Here is a 24960-nt window from a genome sequence, read left to right as displayed (position 1 = left end):
GAGGATGATGGGAAATGGCTGACCGCGATTATATTTTGTTTGAGGAACGGCAGAAGGATCGGGGGATCGATCTTGAAGTTGTGAAGGCGAAGCTCAAGGCGTTGAACGTGGAAACGCCGTCTTGGGGTTATGCGCATCAAGGAACCAGATTTAAAGTGTTTCAACCGGCCGGGGTGCCGCGCGACACGTACGAGAAGTTCGAAGACGCGGCGCAGGTTCACCGATTTACCGGCGTTTGTCCGAAGGTTGCGGTTCATATTCCGTGGGACAAAGTGGACGATTACGGGAAATTGAAGCGGCATGCCGCCGATTTGGGGATCGGCATCGGCGCGGTCAACCCGAATTTGTTCCAAGACGAAGAATATATGCTCGGCAGCGTCTGCCATTCCGATCCGAGAATCAGGCGCAAGGCGACAGATCATTTGCTGGAATGCGTCGAGATTGCAAGAACGGTCGGTTCCAAAGACTTGAGCTTGTGGATTGCGGACGGCACCAACTACCCGGGGCAAGCGGACATCCGCAAACGGAAGCGCTGGATGTACGAATGCTTGCAAGAGATGTACAACGCGCTCGACCCGGACATGCGCATGCTGATCGAATATAAATTTTACGAACCGGCATTTTACCATACCGATTTGGCCGACTGGGGCATGTCGTTCAACTTGGCGAACCGGTTGGGTCCGCAAGCGGAGGTGCTCGTCGATACGGGCCATCATCCGCAAGGAACGAATATCGAGCATATCGTCGCTTATTTGCTGGACGAGCGGAAGCTTGGCGGTTTCCACTTCAACAGCCGGAAGTACGGCGACGACGACCTGATTGTCGGTTCCGTCAATCCGTATGAGTTGTTCCTGATTTTCTATCAAATATTGGATGCGGCGGCGGACGCCGATGCCGGCGTACGGCGCAATGCGGCGGGGATCGCTTATATGATCGACCAAAGCCATAACATCGAGCCGAAAATACCGGCTATGATCCGGTCGGTTATGAATGTGCAAACGAATTATGCCAAGGCGCTTCTGATCGATTTGGACGAGGTAAGGAGAGCGCAGGAAGCGCAAGATGTGCTCGCAGCCGAGCATGCGGTTCGCCAAGCTTTCGAAATGGACGTCACGCCGCTCTTGCAAGTCGTTCGCGAAGAGATGGGCATACCGGCCGATCCGATGCAAGCTTACTTGCAAAGCGGCTATGCCGATCGCATTCGTGCGCGCGGCCAAGGCGGTGGGGGCTCGTGAGCGTCCTTGCCTTTGATTTGGGCGCGGGAAGCGGAAGGGCGCTGCTCGGCGAGATCGAGAGCGGGAACATTCGCGTCACGGAAGTGCATCGCTTCGCCAATGAACCGGTGCGGGTGGGAGGCCGCCTTCATTGGGACGTGCTGCGCTTGTTTCATGAGATCAAGCAAGGCATATTGAAAGCGAAGCATGCAGGACATCGTCCGCAAAGCATCGGCATCGATTCTTGGGCCGTCGATTTCGGGCTGTTGGACCGGAACGGCGAACTGCTCGGCAATCCGTATCACTACCGCGATCCCCACACGGACCATGTCATGGAGGAAGCGTACCGCATCATGCCTGCGGGCGAGATCTTCGCGCGAACGGGCATTCAATTGATGCAGTTCAATACGCTATTCCAGCTGTATGCGATGAAACGGGCCGATTCTGTCGCACTGGAACACGCGGCTGCGCTGCTGATGATTCCGGATTTGCTGCGCTATTTCTTAACGGGGGAGAAGGTTTCGGAGTTTACGAACGCCTCGACGACGCAAATGCTCGATCCGGGCGCAAAGTCGTGGGATAAGGACATGATGGGGCGGTTCGGCATTCCGACCGGGTTATTCGTTCCGATCGTAGAACCGGGCACGAAGGTCGGGAGATTGACAGCGGCTGTCAGCGAGGAACTGGGCGTCGGCAGAATACCGGTGATCGCCGTAGCGGAACACGATACGGCTTCCGCCGTGGCCGGGGTGCCGGCCGATCGGCAAGATTTCGCGTATTTAATATGCGGCACGTGGTCGTTGCTCGGAACGGAGCTTGAAGCGCCTGTCGTTCATGAACAAGCATACGCCTGGAATTTCACGAACGAAGGCGGAGTCGGCGGCACGTTTCGTTTGCTGAAAAATATGGCGGGCACTTGGCTGATCCAGGAATGCAGGCGAATATGGGCGGTGGAAGGCAAGCATTACGAGCATGGCGAGCTCGTCCGTTTGGCGGAAGAAGCGCCGCCTTTCCAGGCATGGATCGATCCGGACGACGCGATGTTCTTGAGTCCGCGGCATATGCCTGCCCAAATTCAGCATTATTGCCGTTCGACCGGCCAGGCGGTGCCGCAAACGGCAGGCGAAATGATGCGTACCGTGCTGGAAAGCCTGGCATTCCAATGCCGCTTCGTGCTTGAACGTACGCAGCGGTTAAGCGGCCGCGAATTCCCCGGCTTGCATATGGTCGGCGGTGGCATTCGCAACGAGCTGCTGGCGCAATTGACGGCGAATGCGATCGGCAAGCCGGTCTGGGCCGGTCCCGCCGAGGCGAGCGCGCTCGGCAATATGGCGGTGCAGTGGATCGCATTGGGGGAGATCGGCACTTTGGAAGAAGCGCGCGCGATGATTCGCGCCTCCTTTCCGCCCGTCGCGTATGAACCTGAGCGGAACGATGATTGGGAGCGCGCTTATCGCAAGTTTTTGCAGGTTGCGGAGGCTGGGAGGCAAGCGAACTAGTGCCGTGCCCGCCCGCTGTTCCGCAATGAATTATGAGGTGTAAACGATGCTTGCAGCAGAAAGACACGAGAAAATCGTTCGGGTCGTCCTTGAGCGAGGAAGCGCCAGAGTAGCCGAGTTAAGCCGCCTATGCGGGGTGACGGAGGAAACGATCCGCAGAGATTTGGACCGGCTGGAGGCAAGCGGGCGATTGCGCCGCAGCCATGGCGGGGCGGTCGGCGTCCAAACGCCGCCCGAAACGCCCTACTTCGAACGGGAAATGTTATCCGTAGAAGAGAAGCGCAACATAGCGAGATTGGCCTTGGAGTTTATCGAGCCGGGCGAACGCATTATATTGGATGCGAGTACGACCGCATGGCATATGGCTTCGATGATGCCGGACATTACGTTGACCGTGCTGACAAACTCGATCAACGTAGCCAAGGAACTGAGCGTGAAGGAGAAGATGGAAGTCATCTGCACCGGCGGCGTGCTGTCGCCGCTGTCGCTGTCTTTCGTAGGCCCGCTCGCCGAACGGTCGCTGGAGCGGTACTATGTGAACAAGGCCTTCTTGTCTTGCAAAGGGCTGCATCCGGAGAAGGGCGTCAGCGAATCGAACGAAGATCAGGCGCGCGTGAAAAGCAAGATGATCGAGCAGGCCGACGAGGTGTTCCTGCTGGCCGATTCGAGCAAAATCGGCGTGCAGGCGTTCACGCGCGTAGCGTCATGGGAGGCGATCCGCAAAGTCGTCACCGATGCCGAAGCCCCGGCCGATTTCGTCGCGCAGTTAAGCGGGTTAGGCATTGAAGTTATACAAATCGAATAATGGCTGTATCTAATAACGCCCCGGCTTATCTTCGGTCCAGGGGCGTTTTTATTTTCTTTGTTCCTGTTGCTCTTTTTCTGCTTGTTCCTGTTTCTTTCGGTATTCCTCTTCCACCTCTCTGCGCTTAAGATTCATTTCGTCCACCAGATGTTGTCCTTCCGTTTGAATCCGGCTCAACGCTTCTTCAACCGACTGCTCTCCGTTTAGCGCTTTATCCGATTCTTTCGTGACCAAATCCCGGAGCTCGGTATAGAGTTGAAAATCGAGATCGTCTCGCATCCATCCTTTGACGGACACGGGCTTCAAAGCGTAAAAAGGCGATAGGTCGTGGCCGTCTTTATCGATGTTAAAGGCAGTCCGCATCATTAACGCGTCCGTATTTACGATTCGCGAGCGCAGTTTGGCATACTCTTCTCCGTGTATATATTTGATAACTTCCCAGGCGGCCCGCTTATGCGGCGAATGAGCATAAATGCTGAACATCTCCGCAGGCCGGGCATGCGTCGTTTCGTCGGGATGCAGGGGATCGATCGGCGCCGTGACAACCCCCCAACGGAACGGTTTCCAATCTTTCAAGTCTTGTTGTACAAGGTGAAAGTCTACCAGCATACCATAGCTATGAAACGACATCGCGGCGCGGCCCATGATAAAATCGTGAGTCTCCCACTTCAAACCGGAAGAGCCGTCCGGTTTTACCGCTCCGGATTGAACCGCGCGCATGACTTTATCGTATAGATTCGTCCAGGAAGCGGTATCCATTAGAAGCTGCTTCACATCGGCGCTTACCATTTGCAGCCTTTCCGTTTCGCTGATCAACTCGAGCATGATCCATATTTTATCTTTGGAATAATAATTTCCTCGCGCAAATCCGTAGACGGGCTCCCCGCCATCGTTCGCAGGAAAACGCTGCGCCAATGTTAACACCTCGTCCCACGTCATCCCGTTTCGTGGCGGCTCAATCCCATATTTCTCGAATAAATCGATGTTGTAAAATAAGGCATGATTACGAAATTGGGGCGTTAATCCGCACAACGACCCGTCTCCTCTTGCTTTCAGCAGGTCAATCATGCCGGGATACATGCCGTTCAAATCGAATCCGTCTTGCCGGATGTACGGATCGAGCCTGTCGATCAGGTTATATTTCATTAGTAATGGCGTATCCCCCGCGATAATAAGGTCCGGCTGCTTCGCTTGGACCAACCGGATGTATTCCTTCTCGTATTGTTCCTGCAGTTCGATTTTGTACAGATCTCCTTCGCTAATCAGTTCAAATTCCAGATTAGGAAATTTGGACGCCAAATAGGATCCGTATTCGTAGTCGAAACTGCGCGGATTCCCGCCATACAACACAGTTAACTTCAAGGGCCGATTAGGGTCGAAAGGTTCGTCCTTCGCTGTGCAGGCAGCAAGTGTCAATATAATCGCAAGAGCGATCGCAACGATCTTTTTCATGGCAACCCCCTGTAAATCGTCTTCTCTTTTAATAACGTAATAATCAACCATAAATTCATTTATAAATGATCTTTTTCTATAACATGGAATATACCTGCTTGCATTCATCATGAAATTATGAGAAACCGATTGGAAGGGGGAATTTCCATTATGAAGGGGTGAAATCCGATTATTGGCTTCTGAGGAGAATTGGTTTTTCCTTTATTTTCCCCATATTACACTGGCGTTGCCTCGAAAAAGGCTGCAGATTCGAGTCATGGAGGTTGTCATGCGTGATTGGCCGGCAACTCGCCGTGACGGATACCGATTCCTGCAAAAAGAGTCAATATCTTAATTCACCAACGTTGATGTAACCGGCTTTATTGAGCATATCAAAGGGGATACCTCCCTATTTCGAAGGTGATCCGCGCGGACCTAGGCTTCTTAGTTTGGCGCTAACGAAACTAACAATCCTTATTAAGCTCAAAATGAAGACGTTCCCATTATAACGAAAGTACGCATCGCTATTCATTGAAAATCGTTCGTTCTACCGCCTTTTTCTCTTCATTAGCGTGTTTAAGATTCGTAAAACCGGTGCATCCGGAGCGAATAAGGAACGGTTATGAAAAACCCCGGAAATTCCAACTTCACAAGGACTTTCTGATTCCAAAGAAGGTAATTTCGTTCCTTATCGCGACTATTCGGCGAGACCAACCATGCCCCGGACACCTCTCGTGCAACCATTCGGACTCCCGCCTTTCATTGCTTCCCTTGTAACGCCAATGGCGTTGCATTAACTTTTCTCAGCAATAGTAGAATAGCTGCGTGGATTGCCGTGCTATTCCTTCACATTTATTCTACCGCCCTGCTCCTCAAATTCGCGGACATAGGATACGTTAATTGTGACAAACGGCCCGATTTCGGACCGTTCGCGGACAGACGATCCTTTATTCTCGGCAAAAGTGCAAAAACAAGCCCTCCGACGAACGGATAACGGAACCAATGTCCGCCTAAACAGCGAATAAGCGATTTGGACGCATAATAACGACCGTACGGTCCGGATAGCATTTGTCGATGTAACGCCATCACCCAAAACGAGCGGCACACGAGTTGAGTCCGCCGATTTCGTTTGAAATTTTATACACAAAGTCGCGATTTGTGACTTGTAAACCCGAAACACCAATCACCGCCGCTAAGCTGAACTGCATCCAATGGTTAGACACCATCTAACATACGAAGAAAGCGGCGACGCGAATCAGGTCTTTGTGCCGAAACCGAGGCTCTTCTTTAGATTTAAGGCAGTGTCCTATCTAAAAAAATATTTCCTCCAAAAATAAATATTATGATGGCTAAAACCTCCCGTAAAATGATATAGTTATATCGTAACCTAAAATCATGAACCAAAAGAGAGGGACCGAGCGATGAATCCAAAGATTGAGCAAGGCGCGAACATTTTATGGGTCGACTTCCTGGCAAATGGCCTGCGCCTGGCCGACCCGGAACAACAGCGAAAACTGGCGGACAACGCCAAGCGAGCGGGCATAACCCATATCGTCGTCGACGCGAAAATACCCTACGGTCACACGACCTTTCCAAGCCAATTCGGCTATCATGTCAGCCGTTGGTCCGACGGACGCTACGATATGTGGAAGGGACGCGACTTTCTGCGGGAAATGATCGATGCGCTGAAACCGGCCGGGCTGAAGGTGTTGGCGAACGTTGACGTTTTTGCCGAAGGGACGGCCGAATCGCGTGACGGGATCGCCTATGACCGAAAAGAGTGGCAGGTTATGTTTTACAATCCCGATATGTCGTCCGCCCCGGTGGCGGCGGAAAATGCTTCGGATGCGACGATTTTCGTCAATCCGATCCACCCGGAAGTAAAACGCCACGAATTATCGATTATCGAAGAAATTGCCAAGAACTACGAGCTGGACGGAATCGTGCTCGACCGTTGCCGCTATCCGAACATATACGGCGATTTCAGCGAGTTGAGCAGACAGCGGTTCGAACAGTATATCGGCCAGCAAGTAGAACAGTGGCCGCAGCATATTTTTACCGTACAGGAAAGTGCGGACGGAAAGAAACAGATCGAATTCGGACGTTGGTTCGGGAAATGGACGGAATGGCGTGCCTTAAACATTAAAAATTTCGTGAAAGAAGCCAAGCAGCTCGTGAAATCGCTGAAGCCCGAATTATTGTTCAGCATTTACGTCGGTTCGTGGTATCCTCTGTACTATAACGAAGGCGTCAACTGGGCCAGCGAAACGTATCGTTCCGACTTGCCATGGGTTTCGGAGGACTATCATCGCTCCGCCTATGCCGATGAACTCGATTTCCTCATGACAGGCTGCTACTATCCGGAAGTGCGGATCGAAGAAGCGGAACGAAACGGCCGTCCCGCCTCTTGGTACAGCGTCGAAGGGGCGATCGACATCAGTTTGCAAGCGGTTAACGGACAAATACCGGTCGTTGCGAGTCTTTACCTGAGGGATTATGCCGGCGATGCGGAACAGTTCAAAAAAGCCGTTCGCATGTGCAAAGAAAAATCTCATGGCGTCATGCTGTTCGATGTGGTTTATTTGGAAGAGTATCATTGGTGGGGAGAATGGGAATCCGTTCGATAGCCGAAGACCTTTGAGCAGTCATTTCCGATTCCCAAGCTGAAGACCTCCCGAGAGTGAGATATCGGGAGGTTTTTCTATCTACATTCCGTACCGCGGACAATTAGAGGAGTAATTTTCCGAAATTAATAAAAATAGTGGAAAAAATCATCTAAGCGTGATAAAGTAAAGAAAGCGTTATCAATGGAAGGATATATTTTCCAATACGCTGATTTGGAATCCGATATGGAGATTAAATCCTCCCTCAAGTCTTCAATAAAAGGAATATTCATTCACAATAATAATATTCTACTAAAAGGAGGTGATGCCAATGCTTGACGATAGCTTTACGGGCCTTAAGATCGGACGGTTGTCCGGACAATTGCGTGATGCAAAATAAAGACGGGGGTAACGTTCTAACATGAAAAAATTTGCAGCCATCATAATTTGTTTTGCGATGATGATCGTTCAGGCGATCTCCTTCCCGACAGCGAAGGCCAGCGGAAGCGAGCCGCCGGTAGGAACAAACGGGATTGTTACGGATCGAAACGCCGGAGAGGGGCCGGTTGCGGGAGGGGACGCGCCGGACAACGAGTCGGTTACGGAAGCGGTATATGAGGATGGGGAGACGGCCGTTGACGAGAGCAAGCTTTCCGGAGATCCCGCAGATGCGGACATTCCGACGGTTACGGCATCCAACGGACAATCTATTTCGATCAATGATGTAAACGCTGACATTTTGGAAGCCGACAAGCTTTTCCTATTTACGCGCGACTATCATGAGAAACAAGTTACAATACTGCCTTGGTGGGTGGCGGCGGTTGTCGACGTCGAAGACGGCAGCGGCAATTACCTTATCCGCACAATCGTATCCAAAGTCGACGGCAGTCCGGCAGAGGCGCTCGATATTCCCGTAAACGGCTTTATTCTGCTCGGCCACGGGGCGGCAGCGGCATTTATGAACGCGAATTTACGCGTAAACGACGAGATCGTCATGAGCGGAGTCGCGTTGCCCGAGCCGATTACAGGGTCGAAGATTCTGTTGGAAAACGGGACCGAGCATGCCATTGACGGGGTGAATCCGGCTGAGTCGCTCGATAACGGAATCGCCATTTACTCGCTTGAATACGGGAAAGCGACGCCTTCCTTTACGGCCGACACGGTCGAATATATCGTTGTCAACGACGTTGTTGTGTTCAAGAATACGCAAGGCGATAAAGGAACCCGCATTCCGACAACAGGGTATGTGCTTTCTTTGGCGGGCGGCGCGGCGGAAACGGTGGGCGATCTCAACGTAGGGGATTCCATCGCAACCGTCAATGTCGAGATTCTAACGCTGCCTTCCAATTACGTCGCGATTGACAGCGCGGCGGCGGGCAAAGTTTATCTCGGGATTACCAAGTTCAACTCCGAACGGGGCTCCGGCGACGTTGTGCTGTTCGATCCTACGTTTGGCGCATCGACGAAACGCAACGCCTGGGGTATGGAGTTCGCTTATGCAGACGGTATTGTGACTCAGGTAACGAATTTCAACGGCCAACCCAACGATACGCCTATTCCCGCCAACGGATATGTCGTGTCGATCCATCAAGGGCACCCGATTTACAATCAATTAAACGGAAAATTGGAAGCCGGCGACAAAGTGGAATTAGTGAGAGAGCAATTCACCTATCAAGCGAGCAAAGCAACGTATGACGCCTACAATCCGAAGGTAAAGGAAGATAATCCGGCAGGTTGGGACGAGGAGAACGACAAACCGTACGGCGGATTCCGCGGCGCCGACCAGTTGATTATTTACGATGAAGGATACGGCCGGGAGACGACGGGGACGAACGGTTACGGCAATGAAGTTGTCGTGAACGACAAAGGCTATGTCGTTAAAAACGGAGGCAATGACAGCGTTATTCCGCCCGGCGGCATGGTGTTGTCCGGACACGGCAAATACAACACCTGGCTTGTTCAGCATGCGGCCATCGGGTCGAAGGTGACGATTCGCCCGGAGAAAAAACAAGCGATCGTCATCTTAACGCCGGAGTCTTACCTGGAACGGGCCGAAATCGATATAGAAACCGTGAGCCAAAAAGCGGCTGCGGCAAAATTGCAGTTTTTGGACGTGCCTTACGAACGAATCGAGCGCGCCATCTCCGAAGCGCAAACCCTGCTGCGGCAAATTAAAGAAGCGGCTGCGGAAGAAGGGTTGGAGGGTGAGCGGGCGCGATTGGACGAACTGAACCGGTTGACGACCGAAGCCTATTACTTAACGTTCGAATCGCGCAAGGTCGATCATCGTGCGCTATGGCTCCGTCCGAAGGAGACCAATCTCCAACAGGTAATCGATCATTTGGACCGGATTCAAGCCGTGAACATTAACGCGATCTATTTGGAAACATGGTGGAACGGATACGCTTCCTTTGCCACCGAACATCCGCTTACGGCGATGAATCCGATCAACAAAGGGTTCGACGTCTTGGATGCCTACATAACGGAAGGGCATAAACGCGGCATTGAAATCCATGCGTGGGTGCATAACTTCTTTATATTACCGGGCGCGCCCGTATTGGAGAAGCATCCGGAATGGCTGATGTACACGCGGGAAATCAAACCGGGGGGAGAAGCGGTCATTCAACCGTCACCGGATCAAACGGGGCTTTCTCTGAATCCGGTCGATCCCGGGGCCAGACAATTTATTTCGGAAGTCTATCAAGAATTGCTAAGCAAATACGATATTGACGGGCTTCATCATGATTACGGACGTTATCCCGGTTCGCCGGCCGACTATTCCAAGGATTACGGCTATGAGGATTATACGCGGCAAGCGTTTAAACAAGAGCATGGCGTCGATCCCGCCGAGGTTTTCCCGGGCGACGAGAAATGGGATGCGTGGGTCCGCTTTCGAATCGATGCGATCAATTCCTTTATCGAACGCACGGTGCATGAAGCGAAAGCGTTGAAACCGGATATTACAATTACTGCGGCCGTATGGCCTAATTATCACGAAGCGCCGTACACGCATTATCAAGAAGTAGAGAATTGGCTTGACAACAATTTGCTCGATAACACGTTCCATATGTCGTATATGCCGGATTGGAGCGTTGTTGTCGACGATTTGGAAAAAACGCTGGACTTGGCTAAAAATAAAAGCTTCAGCACTTCGGCGGTAGGAACCTTTATCAACTTGACGCATACGGCCTTGATGGATCAGTTGGACCAAGTGAATCGACACGGTTCGGCCGGAACGGGAATTTTCGAGTTTGAATCGCTTTTCTACGGAGGCTACGGCGATATCGTCAAATTGGGGTCGCATCGCGAACCGGCGATCTCGCCGGATCATCGCAAGACCGAACCTGTATCGCTTATGTTTAAGGAATTGGCGCGTAAAACGGATGAAATCTATGTTCCTTACCAAGGCATGAGTCCGGAAGCCGCCAAATCTGTCGCCGATATTGCGAGCACCCTTGCGGCCGGGTTGAAGCAAACGAATGAAATGAAACTGGAGAACGCGATCGGCGCGAAATCCGGCGTGACCAAGATCCGCAGCCTGATCGCCGATAACCATGCGGTCCATGCCGAAGTGAAGAAACGCATCGAGCACGATTTGGACTTTATCGAGTATATGTTAGATGTATACGCTGCCAAAACAGGGCAGTCATTGGAACCGGTCGATCCCGGAACGCCGTCCGAGCCGAAGCCGGGCACGGGTTCAGGATCCGGAGGGTCGGTATCTTACGGAACGCCGACAACTTCGCCGTCGGCTCCCGCAGCCGGCTCTAAAGCGGAATATACCGTTTCCCATACGGACGGCGTGCTGATGAAAGACAGCGCGCTCACCGTATCCAGGACCGATGCGAACGGCAAGACGGAGACATCCTATCTGCTGCATGCCGATGCGCTGCGCGAAGGGCTGGATAAGCTCGACGGCGGGAACGGGAAGCGGATCGTAACGGAGTTGGACGATGAGGCCGACACGATCAGACTCGGCATTCCGCTGGCATCTTTCCTCGCGGGAGCGAACCGGAACAAAGAGGCGTTGATTTCGCTAAGGACGACGGATGCCGTATTTGAATTCCCGCTGGGCTTGAAGGGGATCGACGGCAAAGTCAAACAATGGGGCGAACAAGAGCAAGAGAAGGACGCGGCGCTTTATGTTGTCATCCATAAGAGCAAACAACGGCCCGCGGTGAACGGAGGCGGATTTGCGAGCGAAATCTATGAATTTGCGCTCGTTATTGAGAGCGACGGTGCGGAGATCGCCGCAATCGACGATCTGCGCGATCCGCTGATCGGGCATACGATCATTGTACATCGTCCGCTCGATACCGACACCGCGACAGCGGTTGCCGTCGATCCAAGCGGGAAACTTTCGTTCGTTCCATCGTTCCTGCGAGTGAAAGACGGGAAGACGATCGTCGAGATCATGCGCAATACGAGCGGCCGTTACGCTGTCATCCAAAGCGCCGAAACGTTCCCCGACACTGCGGGACACTGGGCGCAATCGGAAATCGAGCGGCTGGCTTCCAAACGGATCGTGCAAGGCGTTGACGACCGTTCCTTCGCCCCGAACGCCAAGGTGACGCGAGCGGAATTGGCCGCCCTTCTCGTCCGCGCGCTGGGCCTAACGGATGGGACGGGAGCGGCCGCGGCCAGCGGTGCGGACGCCGCTGGGCAACTGTCGGCGTACAGCGACGTGCAGCGGACGGACTGGTTTGCGGGAGCGGTTGACTCCGCCGCGAAAGCGGGAATCGTCAACGGCTTTGCGGACGGCTCTTTCCGGCCGGATGAAGTTGTCACCAGGGAGCAGATGGCGGCGATGATGGCAAGAGCGTTCGACTTCGCAGGGACATCGCCCGCTCGAGCGGCTTCGGCCAATCCGATTCCATTGGAAACATTCGCGGACAGCCAGGCGATTGCAGCCTGGGCTCAAGCTGCCGTTGCCGTGATGGTTGAGGCCGGCGTTTATCAGGGAAGGGATGACGGTACGATCGCGCCGCAATCGCACGTATCCCGTGGGGAAGCCGTCGTCGCTCTACAGCGATTCCTTCGAACCGTTCATTACATTAATTAATACCATTGAGAGTGAAAGAGGGGAGAAATGAAATGAGTAAAACATTGCGTATAACCGCTTTGCTGCTTGCCGTTTCGCTGATGCTTTCCATGCTTGCCGCCTGCGGCGGCTCCAAAACGAACGAAAATGGGCAGGAGGCCGAGAGCGGCCCGGTAGCGATCAATTTTTGGACGATTTCATTAAGCCCTACCTTCGACGATTACATCAAAGGCAGAATTAAAAAATTCGAAGACGCCAACCCCGGCATTACCGTAAACTGGACCGATCTCCCCTACGGCTCGATGGAGAATAAATTGCTTGCCTCGATCGCCGGGAATCAATCGCCGGATGTCGTCAATTTAAACACGGGCATGGCGCTCAAGTTAGCCGATAAGAACGCTCTGGTCGATTTGAAAAAGGAAGCCACCGAAGAGCAATTATCGATCTATTTCGAATCGCTGCTTCACTCGGCCAAAATCGGCGAAAGCATCTATGCTTTCCCGTGGTACTACGGCCTTGGCGTCTTATCGTTAAACAAGGAGATCTACGAGGCCGCCGGCCTGGATCCGAACAGGCCGCCCTCCACCTGGGAGGAGATGAAAGAACATGCCATTGTCATTAAAGAAAAGACAGGCAAATACGGCTTCGTACCTATTTATAATCCGCCGATCGATATGTTCTTGCGCGGGGTGCCGATTATTAACGAAGATAAAACCAAAATCGTCGTCAATACGCCCGAAGCGCTGGAATGGGCCAAGTGGAATAAAGATCTGTACGATCAAGGCATCGTGCCCAAAGAGAGCATAACGGCCGATGCGGGGTACGCGACCGACAAATATCAAGGCGGGCAAATCGCCTCCTTTGTGACCGGTTCGCAATTTTTGAATCGGATCAAGACCAATGCCAAGGATGTGTACGATAAAACGGTGGTCGCTCCCATCCCGACCGTTTCGGCGGACGGCAAAGTTCACGGCGGCTTAATGAATGTCGTCGTTCCGACGATGAGCAAGCATCATCAAGAAGCCATTCTGTTCGCTCATTTTATAACCAACGACGAGTCGCAATTGGAATTCGCCAAGATCGTCAACATTTTGCCTTCTACCAAGGAAGCGGCCAAAGATCCGTTCTTTACGGAGGGAGACAGCAACGAACCGGAGGACGTGGCGAGAAGAATTACCGCTACGCAAACCGATAAAGCCATCGACTTTACGCTTGGCGTCAATAAAGAAAGCGAAATCCTCGAATTCCTGTGGAAATATTGGAAGGAAATGCTCCTTGGAAAGTTAACGCCGGAGGAAATGCTGCAAAAAGCCGAAACGGATATGCAGGCCAAGTTGGATGAAGTGTTGGCCGAGGAATAGGTGAATCGAATCTTCGATAACGCGCAAAGGGTGAGCCTGTACTCACCCTTTGTCAACCAAAATAAGCAAGGGGTGATGCATTGTGGCGAAAGCTACAATTACGAATTTAAGAAAAAAACGCTTAATTTTTTCCTATGCCATGCTTGCCCCGGGGATCGTCGTGCTGCTTGTCTTTACCTTTTATCCGATCATTTACGGATTGCCGCTTGCGTTCACCAATTATTCCGTCATTGAAGACACGAAATGGGTTGGTGCGGCCAACTTCAACCGGATGTTTGGCGACCCGGATTTCTGGAAGGCCCTCACAAACTCGCTGCTCTATGTTATCTGTGTGCCCGTCATCCAGATTTTAGCCATACTCATGGCAGTGCTCGTCAATAACAAGCTGCGCGGGGTTCATTTCTTTCGCGTCGCTTACTTTATTCCGGTCGTAACTTCGATGGTTGCAGCGGCGATCGCCTGGAAATGGGTTTACGAGGAAAAAGGGGTTCTAAACTATATTTTGCAATCATTGGGCGTGATCCATGAACCCATTTCGTGGATGGCGCTGCCGAGCGTCGCCTTGTTCGCCGCCATGGGCGTTACCGTCTGGAAAGGGCTTGGCTACTATATGATGATCTATCTCGCCGGACTGCAATCGGTTCCTGCCGAATTGCAGGAAGCTGCGCGGATCGACGGCGCCAGTCGCTGGCGCGTCGTTTGGAGCATTACCATTCCGTTGTTGCAGCCGTTCATTTTGGTTTGTACCATTATGTCGGTCATGGGCGCCGTGCGCGTCTTTGACGAAATCTTCGTCATGTTCGGGCCGAAAGGAGACCCGGCCGGCGCGACATTGGTCACCGGAGTGTATACCTATAAACTCGCCTTTATCGACTTTAACTTCGGTTACGCGGCCGCAGTCGGTTTGATCGTTTCGCTGATTATTATGATTTTTACGATCCTGTCGTTCAGATTCAATCGAAAGGGAGGCATGTCGTACTATGAGTAATATGTCCCCGTCCTCCGCAGTTAGAGCGAACCGGATGCCGCGCCGCCGTCCGATCTCCGCGAGAAAAGCAATCGGTGCGTTCATTCTTTATATTTTAATGATCATTGCGGCGTTGATTTGCTTAGGGCCTTTCCTGTGGCTCTTGTCCACGTCCCTCAAAACGGGAGAAAACTTATACGCGTTTCCGCCTCAATTCATACCTAATCCGATTACATTCGAGAACTATATTAAAGTTTTCGATATTATGCCGCTCTGGAATTACATGTGGAATACGGTCGTGATGACCGCGGCGGGAGTCGGTTTGAACATCGCATTTTGCCTCATTACCGCCTATCCGCTTGCGCGCATGAGTTTCCGCGGACGCAATTTTATTTTTTATGCGATTATCAGCACCATGATCTTGCCTAACGCGGCGGGAATGATCGTCAACTTTCTAACCATCAACAAGCTGGGCTTGTACAATACGATGACGGGCGTTGTCCTTCCGTCGGCCATTAGCGTCTTTAATATTTTTTTGCTGCGTCAAGCGTTTATTACCATTCCGCGTGAAATGGAGGACTCGGCGCGAGTGGACGGAGCGGGCGAGTTCCGCATTTTTTGGAACATTATGATTCCGATGATTAAACCGACGATTTCCACCGTCCTCATTTTTGATTTTATGGCTTTTTGGAATTCGTTCCTATGGCCGATTATCGTGCTTGACGATCCGAAGAAGTACCCGCTTGCTCCCGCGCTTTCGTATTTGCAGGGCTCGCTTTCCTTTAATTTCGCTTATATCGCCGTCGGAACCATTATTTCCATCATTCCGATCATTGTCATTTTCTTGATTTTGCAAAAACAATTTATTAACGGAATGGTCGGCGCCGTCAAAGGGTAAGACAGGAGGAATTTTATTCATGAAAATTCATTTTCACGGAACGGCGGCCGCCGAGGGCTTTCCCGGCTTGTTTTGCCGCTGCGAACACTGTATGAAGGCCATTGAATTGGGCGGAAAAAACATCCGAACGCGCACTTCCGTCACGATTGACGATGTATTAAAAATCGATTTTCCGCCGGATACGTATTACCATGTTCTGCGCGACCGTTACCATTTGGCCCGGGTGGAAGACCTTTTTATTACCCACACGCACCACGATCATTTATATGCAGACGATATCCGAATGCGCATGCCTGTATTCGCCAGCGAACCCGCTCACCCGCTCAACATTTACGGCCACGATATGCCGATGCGGCTCTTGACCGAACATCTGGAGCGTAACGAAACCTGCTTTCGCTTTCAGCGCATCGTCCCGTTTGCGGCGGTAGAAGCGAAGACGGCGCGCGTGACGCCGCTTCCGGCCGATCACAATCCGATGGAGACTTGCCTTCTTCTCTATATCGAACGAAACGGCAAACGCATATTGTACGGCCACGATACCGGCTGGTTTCCCGACGAAACCTGGTCCTTCCTCCAAGGGCGGACCATCGACCTGGCGATTATGGACTGCACGAACGGACTCCTGCCTGAACGCCGCAATCATTTGAACATCGAGGCTGTCGTGGAGATCCAAGACATTTTCCGGCGCGAGGGCATATTTCATCCGGGGAGTCAAATGATCGCGACTCACTTTTCGCATAACATCGGCTTGATGCATGACGATTTAAGCAATATTTTCGAACCGCACGGGATTATTACAGCTTACGACGGCATGATCCATCATGTATCGGAACTCGCATAAGTCTTGTCCTTGCCTATTTCGCATGATATCGATAAAATAAAATAGAAGGAATCAACCTTCTAAATCATTTAAAAAGAAGATTACATTCTATCGATCGGGAGATGGAAAGGGGATTTTGCGCTTGTCGACCATACAAGGGATGGGGAAAACTTTACTGAACATACAAAGTCATCTGAACGGACTAACCAAAGCGGAACAAAAAGTGGCGCAATATATTTTGGATAACGCCTCCGACATTATTTATCACTCGGTAACCGAACTGGCGGAAAAAGCCGACGTCGGCGAAACGACGGTGCTGCGCTTATGCCGGAAGCTCAAATTTCAAGGATTTCAAGATTTCAAATTATCCTTGGCGCAAGATTTGGTGAAACCGATCGATCATTTGCATCAGGAAGTTACGGAAGAAGACGATTCTACCGCGTTGAATGAAAAAATTATCGCCAACCATATCCGCACTTTGGAGCAGACGAGAGAACTGGCCGTTTCGGAACAGTTAGGCAAGGCGATCGATGCGTTGCATCGGGCCCGATGCATTTGTTTTTTCGGCGTCGGTTCGTCCGGGCTGACGGCAATGCAGGCGGCGCACAGTTTCTCCCGAATAGGCAAGCAAAGCAGCGCCAAGACGGACACGCACTTTCAAGCGATGGAAGCGGCTCTGATGACCAAAGACGACGTGGCTGTCGGCATATCGATCTCCGGCAGCACCAAGGACACGATCGAAAACTTGACCCTGGCCAAAAAAGCGGGAGCCACCGTCGTCGCCATTACAAGCAACGCCCGTTCGCCGATCACGAAAGTGGCGGATATCGTCCTGTTAATGATCGCCAGGGAAAACCCGCTGCAAGGCAGCTCGCTTTCCGCCAAAATATCGCAGCTGGCCGTCATCGACATTTTGAATGTCGCCGTCTCGTTGCAAATGAAAGACGAAGCTTTGAAGTTTAGAGAAGTAACGGCCAAGGCCATTTCCGAGAAACTGTTCTAAATAAAATAGGTGAACTACGCACAGATTAACACTGCGTAGGGGGACTCCGCATAAACTAGCGCAAAATGGGAGTTTTCTTCTGCCAAAGAGCCTTTCGTAGGCTCTTTTTTTTGTGGAGAATGCGGGGTTAGCATCAAAGGTCCTTGCGGATGAATCGCTTTTCTTGAAGTCTTCCTAGATCATATTGGCGTAGTAACGAAGTCCGATATGACGTCGACGGAAAATCCTTCTCAACACACTGGTCCTTTACAGACGGAACCAGTCTCCTTTTCCAACTGCCGTTCGCCGTTCTTTTGGAGCTTTGGCGCTAACGAAACTGACAATCCTTATTTGGCTCAAAATAAGGGTCCTCTAACTATAACGAAACTACCAATCGTTATTCACCGAAAATCAGCGGCTTTCTCTCCTTTTTCCCCGGAATAACGTGTTTCAGTTTCGCTACACGCTGAGCAAGCCGATTTATTGGCCAATAGCGTTTCTGTGTTTCGTTAGCGCCCCCCCCACGCCCCGCGTCCGTTCCATCGCGCTCTCGCCGCGATCCCGCTCGGCTCAACGCACGGAGCTCGCCACCTCGGAAATATTGGATAAATCTTTCATTATGAAAAAAATAGTGGAGATTTTCTCCCGATCATGCTACAATGAACGTGCAAGAGAGAAAAGCGTTGCAGGCATAATTCATAACCGTTTTTTTCGCAGAAATCTTTACAGATGCTGCACAACGAATTACGACCCTTTTGTAAGCGCTTATCAAAGAGTCGACCTGCAAGATTTACGGCCATTTCTTCTCTCGGCTTGAGAACAAACAACACATTACAAACAAGAAAGGGTGCAGGGGCATGTATTTCAAAGGAAGACGAATGATTTCACTACTCTTGGCGTCAATCATGATGGTGGGTCTATTGGCGGCGTGCGGTTCGAATTCGTCGGGAAACGGAGGGGCCGCTCCGAACGGGGACGGAAAGAAGGCGGAACAAGTCACGGTAGAGTTTTGGACGATTTCGTTGCAGCCTACCTTTAACGATTATTTTCACAATTTGATCGCGGAGTACGAAGCGCAAAATCCGAACGTCAAGATTGATTGGAAGGATTATCCTTACGATGCCGTACTTAATAAATTGATGACGAATATCGCGGGCGGCGAAGCGCCGGACGTGGTGAACCTTAACACGGAATTGGCGAACCAGATGGGAACCAAAGACGCGCTGGTCGACTTTAATCAGGAGCTGACGCCGGAGCAGAAAGCGGCTTATTTCCCGGGCATCTACTCTTCGACGGAGATGGACGGCAAAGCGTTCGCGCTCCCGTGGTATACCGCTCTTCCGGTCTTATTCCTGAATAAAGACTTGGTGGAAAAAGCGGGGCTCGATCCGAACAATCCGCCCGCGACGAAAGAGGAATTAAACGAGTGGGGCCGCCAAATCAAAGAAAAAACCGGTTCCTACGGCTATATCTTCACGATGGAAGCGCGCACGCTATTGGAAGAAAACTTGCCGTTCCTGACCGAAGATTATAAAAAAGCCGCTTTTAATACGCCGGAGGTAGAAGAATACGTTAAAGAAAATTTGCAGTTGTTGCAAGACGGCGTGATTCCGAAGGATATCATCAACTACGACAAACAAGTGCAATACTTTGCAAGCGAACAAGTGGCCATGTCCTTGTCCAGTTCCCCGTTTATTAACAAAATCAAAACGGCGGCGCCGGACGTGTACGAGAAAATGGTCGCCGTCCCGAGTCCGGTCGGCAAAGCGGGCATCCGCTATTCCAACACGATGAACATCGTCGTGCCTGTAGCGACATCGCATAAGAAAGAAGCGGTCGACTTCGCCGTATTCGTTACCAATGCGGCCAATCAGCTTGAGTTCTCCAAGGTCGCCAATACGTTGCCTTCGACCGTGGAAAGCGCCAAAGATCCGTTCTTCTCGGAAAACGACGGATCCGTGGAAGGCGTAGCCAAGACCGTATCCGCGGTCAGCTTGGATAAAGCCGAAGATTTCTACCTCGGGATCGAAAGCGCAAACGATGTGAACCATGCCGTCACCAAGGCACTGGAGAACATCTACTTAAACGGCGCGGATGTGAAAAAAACATTGGCGGACGCGGAGAAAGAAGTCAATGGCATTTTGGGCAATTAATACGTCAGGTTGGGCAGGCTCGTCCTGCCCGATCTTATTAAAGGCGGTGGATTACATTCATGAATAAAACATCAATCTTTTCCAAGCTCGGCAAGTCCGAAGCTTCTATCGCTTGGTTTTTCATGGCGCCCGGTTTGATTTTGCTGGTCCTGTTCGTTTTTTGGCCGATTATTTACAGCGTCCCGCTGGCGCTAACGAATTACTCTGTCATTGGCAAAACCGATTTTGTCGGATTCGATAATTTCGTGAAAGCATTCCAGGATAAAAACTTTATCACGTCGCTGGTCAACTCGCTGCTATATGTGATCGTCGTACCGTTTATCCAGATTATCTCCATTCTTATGGCGATTTTGGTCAACAGCAATGTGAGAGGAATTAAATTGTTCCGTACCGCCTATTACATTCCCGTCGTCACTTCCATGGTCGCGGTAGCGCTCATTTGGGGATGGCTGCTGAACCAGAACGGAGTCGTGAACTACGTGCTGACGAGCGTAGGATTGATGCAAGAGCGCATTACCTGGTTGTCCGACAAACATACGGCGCTGTGGACGCTGATGTTCATCACGATGTGGAAGGGCCTCGGATACTATATGATGATTTATTTGGCCGGACTGCAATCCATTCCGAAGGATATGACGGAGGCCGCGATGATCGACGGCGCGAACCGGTGGCAATCGATCCGTAAAGTGACGATTCCGTTATTAAAACCGTATGTCTTTTTCTGCTCGCTCATTTCGTTAATGGCCGCGATTCGCGTCTTCGACGAAGTATTCGTCCTGACGCAAGGAGGACCGGGGACCGCCACCTTAACGTCCAGTCTATATATTTATCAGCAAGGTTTCCAAAAATTCAATTTCGGCTACTCTTCGGCACTCGGCTTGGTCGTCAGCGTGATTATTGGCGCGCTCAGCATCATCATCTTCAGATTCAACCGGAAAGGCGGTGTCAATCCATATTAATACGTGTTCAAAAAAGTTGGCGACTTTTTGAACAACCTCTATTAATGGATGAGTGATATGAAAAGAAAATCATTTAATTTCGCGAAATTAACGCTGCTGTACGGATGTTTGATTCTGTTCGCCATTTTTATGATGGGGCCGTTTCTATGGCTGTTTAGCGTATCGCTCATGCCCGGCAAGAACGTGTTCAGCTTTCCGCCGGCGATTTTCCCGACATTCGTCGATTTCGACAATTACGTTCAAGTATGGAAATACATGGACTTCCCTCAATATTTATGGAATACGCTCGTGATTGCCGTGATGGGCGTCGTCATGAACATCTTTTTCTCCTGCTTGACGGCCTATCCGCTCGCCGTATTCCGTTTTAAAGGCCGGGATCTGATCTTTACCTTATTGGTAGCGACGATGATTATCCCCGCAGCGGCCGGGATGGTCGTCAACTACTTGACGGTGAAGGCGCTCGGACTGATGGGCGGTTTTCTCGCGGTTGTGCTTCCTTCGGCGATTACCGTATTCAACGTATTTCTAATGAGGCAGGCGTTTATGGGCATGCCGCACGAATTGCGCGATTCCGGCAAAGTGGACGGCGCCAGCGAGTTCCGCATTTGGTTTCAATTGGCGTTGCCGATCGTCAAACCGGCGATTGCCGTCATCGGTTTATTGGAGTTTATGGGAATGTGGAACAACTTCCTCTGGCCGATGATCGTGCTGAACGATACGAAAAAATATCCGATCGCGTCTGCGCTCAGCTTTCTGAACGGCCAATTCGCTTACAACTTCGGTTGGATCGCCGCAGGAACCGTCATTTCGGTCGTGCCGATCATTATCGTGTTCCTGTTTACGCAGCGGTACTACATGGAAGGCATTTCCGGCGCGGTCAAAGGATAGGCGCGGGTTAAAGGATGAATAAGCTCGAGGACGGTCAGGAGGTTGCAAGCGTGATGAGAGATTTCCATTATTATTTTCGCGATTACTATCATTGCGGCGAGTATATAGAGGTTCAAGGCGACAAACTCATTTGCGAACTGTCGTCGAAATATGCCTTGAATCAGCAATTCGAAGGGGTCATTCATTCCGATCGGATCGAAATTGTCAGCAAACACAAAGAATTTGTAGAGCGGCGGTTCGGCTTGGGCAATATCAATCTCGATTTCGAATACGATCCCGAATTGGCGGAAGACGGTTACGTCCTCAAGGTGGAGAAGGAACGGATTCTCATCGCCGCCCGCAACAAACGGGGAATCCAGTATGCCGTCGACGCGCTGGACGTCATCGCCGAATCGCGCGGCGGAAGCATAAGGCTGCCGCTTGTCGCGATCCACGACGAACCTTCCTTTCGCATAAGAGGCATCATCGAAGGATTTTACGGCGAACCGTGGACCTTTGCGGATCGGCTCGATTCGATTGAATTTATGGCACGGCATCGCATGAATACGTTTCTGTACGCTCCGAAGGACGATAGATACCATCGGGAGCTTTGGCGAGAGCCGTATCCGGAGGCGGAATTTGCTAACATTCGCACTTTGAAGCAGCATTGCGACGAGCGGCATATCGACTTTTACTATTGCATCAGTCCCGGCAACGATATGAAATTCGCTTCCCCGGCGGACTTCGAATGTATTTTCCGCAAGCTGCGCGCGATGATGGATATCGGCGTCAAGCATTTTGCCGTACTAATGGACGATATCGATTACGTGCCGAAAGAAGAGAACGCGCATTTTCTGGAACGGCCCGGGTTGGCGCATGCTTATTTGGTGAACGAAATAAACCGATTTTTACAAGAGTCGCTGCCGCATTATCGTCTGGTGATGTGCCCGTCCGAATATTGGTCGTATTGGGACACCGAGTACAAAAAGGATATCCGGGAGACGATGGATGCGAGCGTACTGGTATTTTGGACGGGATATTTCGTGTTCGCCCCCGTCATCGACCGCAAGCATGCGAGCGACAACCGTCGTTTCTACGGGCATGATCTCATTCTATGGGACAACATTCCCGTTAACGACGCGGATCGCGGCCGCATCTTTATGGGACCGGTGCGCAACCGGTATTCGCGCTTGGCGCAGCACGGGCACGTCGGCTTTGTTTCCAATCCGATGAACCAGTGGGAATTGTCCAAAATTCCGCTGATCACCTTGTCGCACTACATGTGGAACAGCGAGCGATACGAGCCCGACGTTTCCTGGAACCTGGCCGTCAACGAGTTTGCGCCGGAACTTGTCGACGCCATGACGTTTTTCTGCGCGAACAACGATAACGGCAGACTCTGGTTCGGCCGGGACGAAGCGCTGGAGCGGGCGATCGAAACGAGGGATGTGGCGGTTGTGGACCGGCATTATCAACAATGGGCATCCGTCCTCGAGCAATTGCAAGCGTGGAACAATGAGAAATTTCTGGCGGAGGCAGGGCCGTGGTTGGAGCGGGCGCAGCACGATATAAGGCTGTGGCGGGCCATTCGAGAAGCGTTAGCGAGCGGAACGGAACAAGCGAAAGCCGCCGCGGCGGAACAAATCGCTCGAAGCAAAGAACAACAAACGCGGATTGGCAGCGATATCGCGCTGCGCGCGGCGGAACGGTGGGGACTGTGCCCGCAGCCGGAGCCGACGACCGAAGGATAGGGGATGATATAGCGTGAAAAAAATCATATACATTCCGTTGGACGAACGTCCGTGCAACTACGAATTTCCGGCGCTGCTTGCCGCGGGAACCGAGTATACCGTCGTACGTCCGGACTTGAGCATGATGGGACTCAAGAAACGCCCGGGAGACGTCGAGAAGCTGTGGGCGTGGTTATTCGAGCAGGCGCGCGATGCGGACGGGGCTATTGTGGCCTTGGACACATTGTTGTATGGCGGGATTATCCCTTCGCGGCTGCACGGGATGACGGCGGAACAATGCGATGAGCGGCTGGAGAACGTTCGCAAGCTGAAACGAATTAATCCGTCCATGCAACTGTTCGCGTTTCAACTTATTATGCGTTGCCCGCGGTATTCCAGCAGCGACGAAGAACCCGATTATTACGAAGATTGGGGCAAGGAAATTTTTAAACGGGGCTATATTCGCCATCGAATCGAGCTTGGCATCGCGACGGAGGAAGAACAACACGAACTGCGGCAGATCGAGGCGGTTTTGCCCGAAGACGTATGGCAGGATTATACCGAACGCCGCGCCGTCAACTTGGCTGCGAACAAGCGGGCGATCGAATTGGTGAAAGATCGTGCCGTTGATTTTATGGTCATTCCGCAGGACGATTCGGCTCCTTACGGCCTAACCGCGGTCGATCAGCAGGAGATCCGGGAACGCGTCAAGGAATGCCGGCAGCAATTATCCGTTTATATGTATCCGGGAGCCGACGAAGTGGGCTGCACGTTGCTTGCGCGCATGATCAATCATTTCGAGCGCCGCAAGCCGCGGGTGCACGTTCATTTTTCCAGCGTGCAGGGGCCGTTTGTTACGCCTTTATATGAAGACCGTGTGTTGTACGAATCGGTTAAATATCAAATTATGGCGGCCGGCGGGCTGATGACGCCTTCCTTCGCCGAAGCGGATATGGCGCTTTGCATCAACACGCCCGGCGAGAGCATGATGGAAGCCAATAACCAAGGTCAGCCTCATTTGGGATATCAAGTATATCGGAACATTGTCGAACTGGTCGAGATCGCCGACGATATCGTTCGTCGGCTTGGCAAGCCTTGCGTCATCGCGGATGTCGCCTATTCCAACGGAGCGGATCTGGAACTGCTGCAGTTGCTTCGCGATAAGAAACTGCTATTCGAACTGGCAGGCTACGCAGGCTGGAATACGAGCTCGAATACGCTCGGGACCTGCATCGCGCAAGGCATGATCTATGCGGTTTACGGCGATACGCCGCAGCACCGCGATTTTCTGTCGCTGCGATATGTCGAAGACGGCGGCTATTGCGCCTTTGTGCGCAGGGACGTATGCGATCGCGTATTGCCTGGTATGGGGTACGATTATTTCGCCGTCGACGGCCAGCGGGGACAAGTCGCCGAACGGGTTAAAGCGGAACTGAACCGTTTTATCGAAACCCGGTTGCGAGACGACGAGGACGAATACGAGATCGTTATAGACGATTGCTATATGCCTTGGAGCCGGATGTTCGAGGTCGGTTTGAAGACGCATGTGCGCAATAAAAAGAAAGGCAATGGGCAGGAGAAGAAATGAATAAGAGGAAGCATCTTTTCAGACATCAATGGTTTTGCGGGA

16 protein-coding genes are annotated in these 24960 nt (G+C 51.7%); 15 read left to right on the top strand and 1 reads right to left on the bottom strand.

All coding sequences use genetic code 11. The features are described 5' to 3' along the window. Window positions 1-14 precede the first annotated feature (14 nt). From rhaI to LQ229_RS03250, 3 genes are read left to right on the top strand one after another with little or no spacing between them, the layout of a single operon-like run. A complete protein-coding gene (gene rhaI / locus LQ229_RS03260) occupies window positions 15-1235 on the top strand; it encodes an L-rhamnose isomerase (RefSeq protein ID WP_230190947.1) in 1221 nt (406 codons plus the stop codon). Beyond that, window positions 1232-2713, top strand: a complete 1482-nt coding sequence (locus LQ229_RS03255; protein ID WP_230190946.1) for a rhamnulokinase family protein — start codon at window positions 1232-1234, stop codon at window positions 2711-2713. Before rhaI ends, LQ229_RS03255 begins: the two co-directional genes overlap by 4 nt. Before the next feature lie 46 nt (window positions 2714-2759). After that, window positions 2760-3518 (top strand): DeoR/GlpR family DNA-binding transcription regulator, encoded by a 759-nt coding sequence (locus LQ229_RS03250; RefSeq protein ID WP_216537723.1) that lies wholly within the window; start codon window positions 2760-2762, stop codon window positions 3516-3518. 48 nt (window positions 3519-3566) lie between these two features. On the opposite strand, the gene LQ229_RS03245 is transcribed toward LQ229_RS03250, so the two are convergent. Continuing rightward, window positions 3567-4970 (bottom strand): extracellular solute-binding protein, encoded by a 1404-nt coding sequence (locus LQ229_RS03245; protein ID WP_230190945.1) that lies wholly within the window; start codon window positions 4968-4970, stop codon window positions 3567-3569. A gap of 1400 nt (window positions 4971-6370) precedes the next feature. Here LQ229_RS03245 and LQ229_RS03240 point away from each other — a divergent pair. The 12 genes from LQ229_RS03240 to LQ229_RS03185 all read left to right on the top strand — a co-directional run bounded on the left by LQ229_RS03240 (window position 6371) and on the right by LQ229_RS03185 (window position 24918). Beyond that, window positions 6371-7576: an alpha amylase family protein gene (locus LQ229_RS03240; protein ID WP_216537721.1), complete on the top strand. Its 1206-nt coding sequence runs from the start codon at window positions 6371-6373 to the stop codon at window positions 7574-7576. A gap of 397 nt (window positions 7577-7973) precedes the next feature. After that, the gene (locus tag LQ229_RS03235) at window positions 7974-12614 is read left to right on the top strand and encodes an S-layer homology domain-containing protein (protein WP_230190944.1); all 4641 of its coding nucleotides are present in this window, start codon (window positions 7974-7976) and stop codon (window positions 12612-12614) included. 32 nt (window positions 12615-12646) lie between these two features. Next, the gene (locus LQ229_RS03230) at window positions 12647-13954 is read left to right on the top strand and encodes a sugar ABC transporter substrate-binding protein (RefSeq protein ID WP_216537719.1); all 1308 of its coding nucleotides are present in this window, start codon (window positions 12647-12649) and stop codon (window positions 13952-13954) included. Between the two features lie 82 nt (window positions 13955-14036). Next, window positions 14037-14942 (top strand): sugar ABC transporter permease, encoded by a 906-nt coding sequence (locus tag LQ229_RS03225; protein ID WP_230190943.1) that lies wholly within the window; start codon window positions 14037-14039, stop codon window positions 14940-14942. Then, window positions 14935-15819: a carbohydrate ABC transporter permease gene (locus LQ229_RS03220; protein WP_230190942.1), complete on the top strand. Its 885-nt coding sequence runs from the start codon at window positions 14935-14937 to the stop codon at window positions 15817-15819. Before LQ229_RS03225 ends, LQ229_RS03220 begins: the two co-directional genes overlap by 8 nt. A 19-nt stretch (window positions 15820-15838) precedes the next feature. Further along, complete coding sequence (locus LQ229_RS03215; RefSeq protein ID WP_216537718.1) at window positions 15839-16660, top strand: MBL fold metallo-hydrolase; 822 nt, start codon at window positions 15839-15841, stop codon at window positions 16658-16660. 139 nt (window positions 16661-16799) lie between these two features. Further along, window positions 16800-17642: a MurR/RpiR family transcriptional regulator gene (locus tag LQ229_RS03210; RefSeq protein WP_216537795.1), complete on the top strand. Its 843-nt coding sequence runs from the start codon at window positions 16800-16802 to the stop codon at window positions 17640-17642. Between the two features lie 884 nt (window positions 17643-18526). Continuing rightward, window positions 18527-19774 (top strand): sugar ABC transporter substrate-binding protein, encoded by a 1248-nt coding sequence (locus tag LQ229_RS03205; protein WP_230190941.1) that lies wholly within the window; start codon window positions 18527-18529, stop codon window positions 19772-19774. A 59-nt stretch (window positions 19775-19833) separates the two neighbouring features. Next, window positions 19834-20733, top strand: a complete 900-nt coding sequence (locus LQ229_RS03200) for a sugar ABC transporter permease (RefSeq protein WP_216537375.1) — start codon at window positions 19834-19836, stop codon at window positions 20731-20733. Window positions 20734-20790: 57 nt separating this feature from the next. Next, a complete protein-coding gene (locus LQ229_RS03195; protein WP_230190940.1) occupies window positions 20791-21621 on the top strand; it encodes a carbohydrate ABC transporter permease in 831 nt (276 codons plus the stop codon). Between the two features lie 53 nt (window positions 21622-21674). Then, window positions 21675-23351, top strand: a complete 1677-nt coding sequence (locus LQ229_RS03190; protein ID WP_230190983.1) for a protein O-GlcNAcase — start codon at window positions 21675-21677, stop codon at window positions 23349-23351. 13 nt (window positions 23352-23364) lie between these two features. Continuing rightward, window positions 23365-24918 (top strand): DUF4127 family protein, encoded by a 1554-nt coding sequence (locus tag LQ229_RS03185; RefSeq protein ID WP_216537378.1) that lies wholly within the window; start codon window positions 23365-23367, stop codon window positions 24916-24918. The last annotated feature ends 42 nt before the right edge of the window (window positions 24919-24960 follow it).

The sequence above is a fragment of the Paenibacillus sp. CECT 9249 genome (genome assembly GCF_918697855.1).
GTDB lineage: Bacteria > Bacillota > Bacilli > Paenibacillales > Paenibacillaceae > MSJ-34.
Note: the sequence above shows the minus strand (reverse complement) of the source record. Positions and strands in the feature narration are given on the sequence as shown.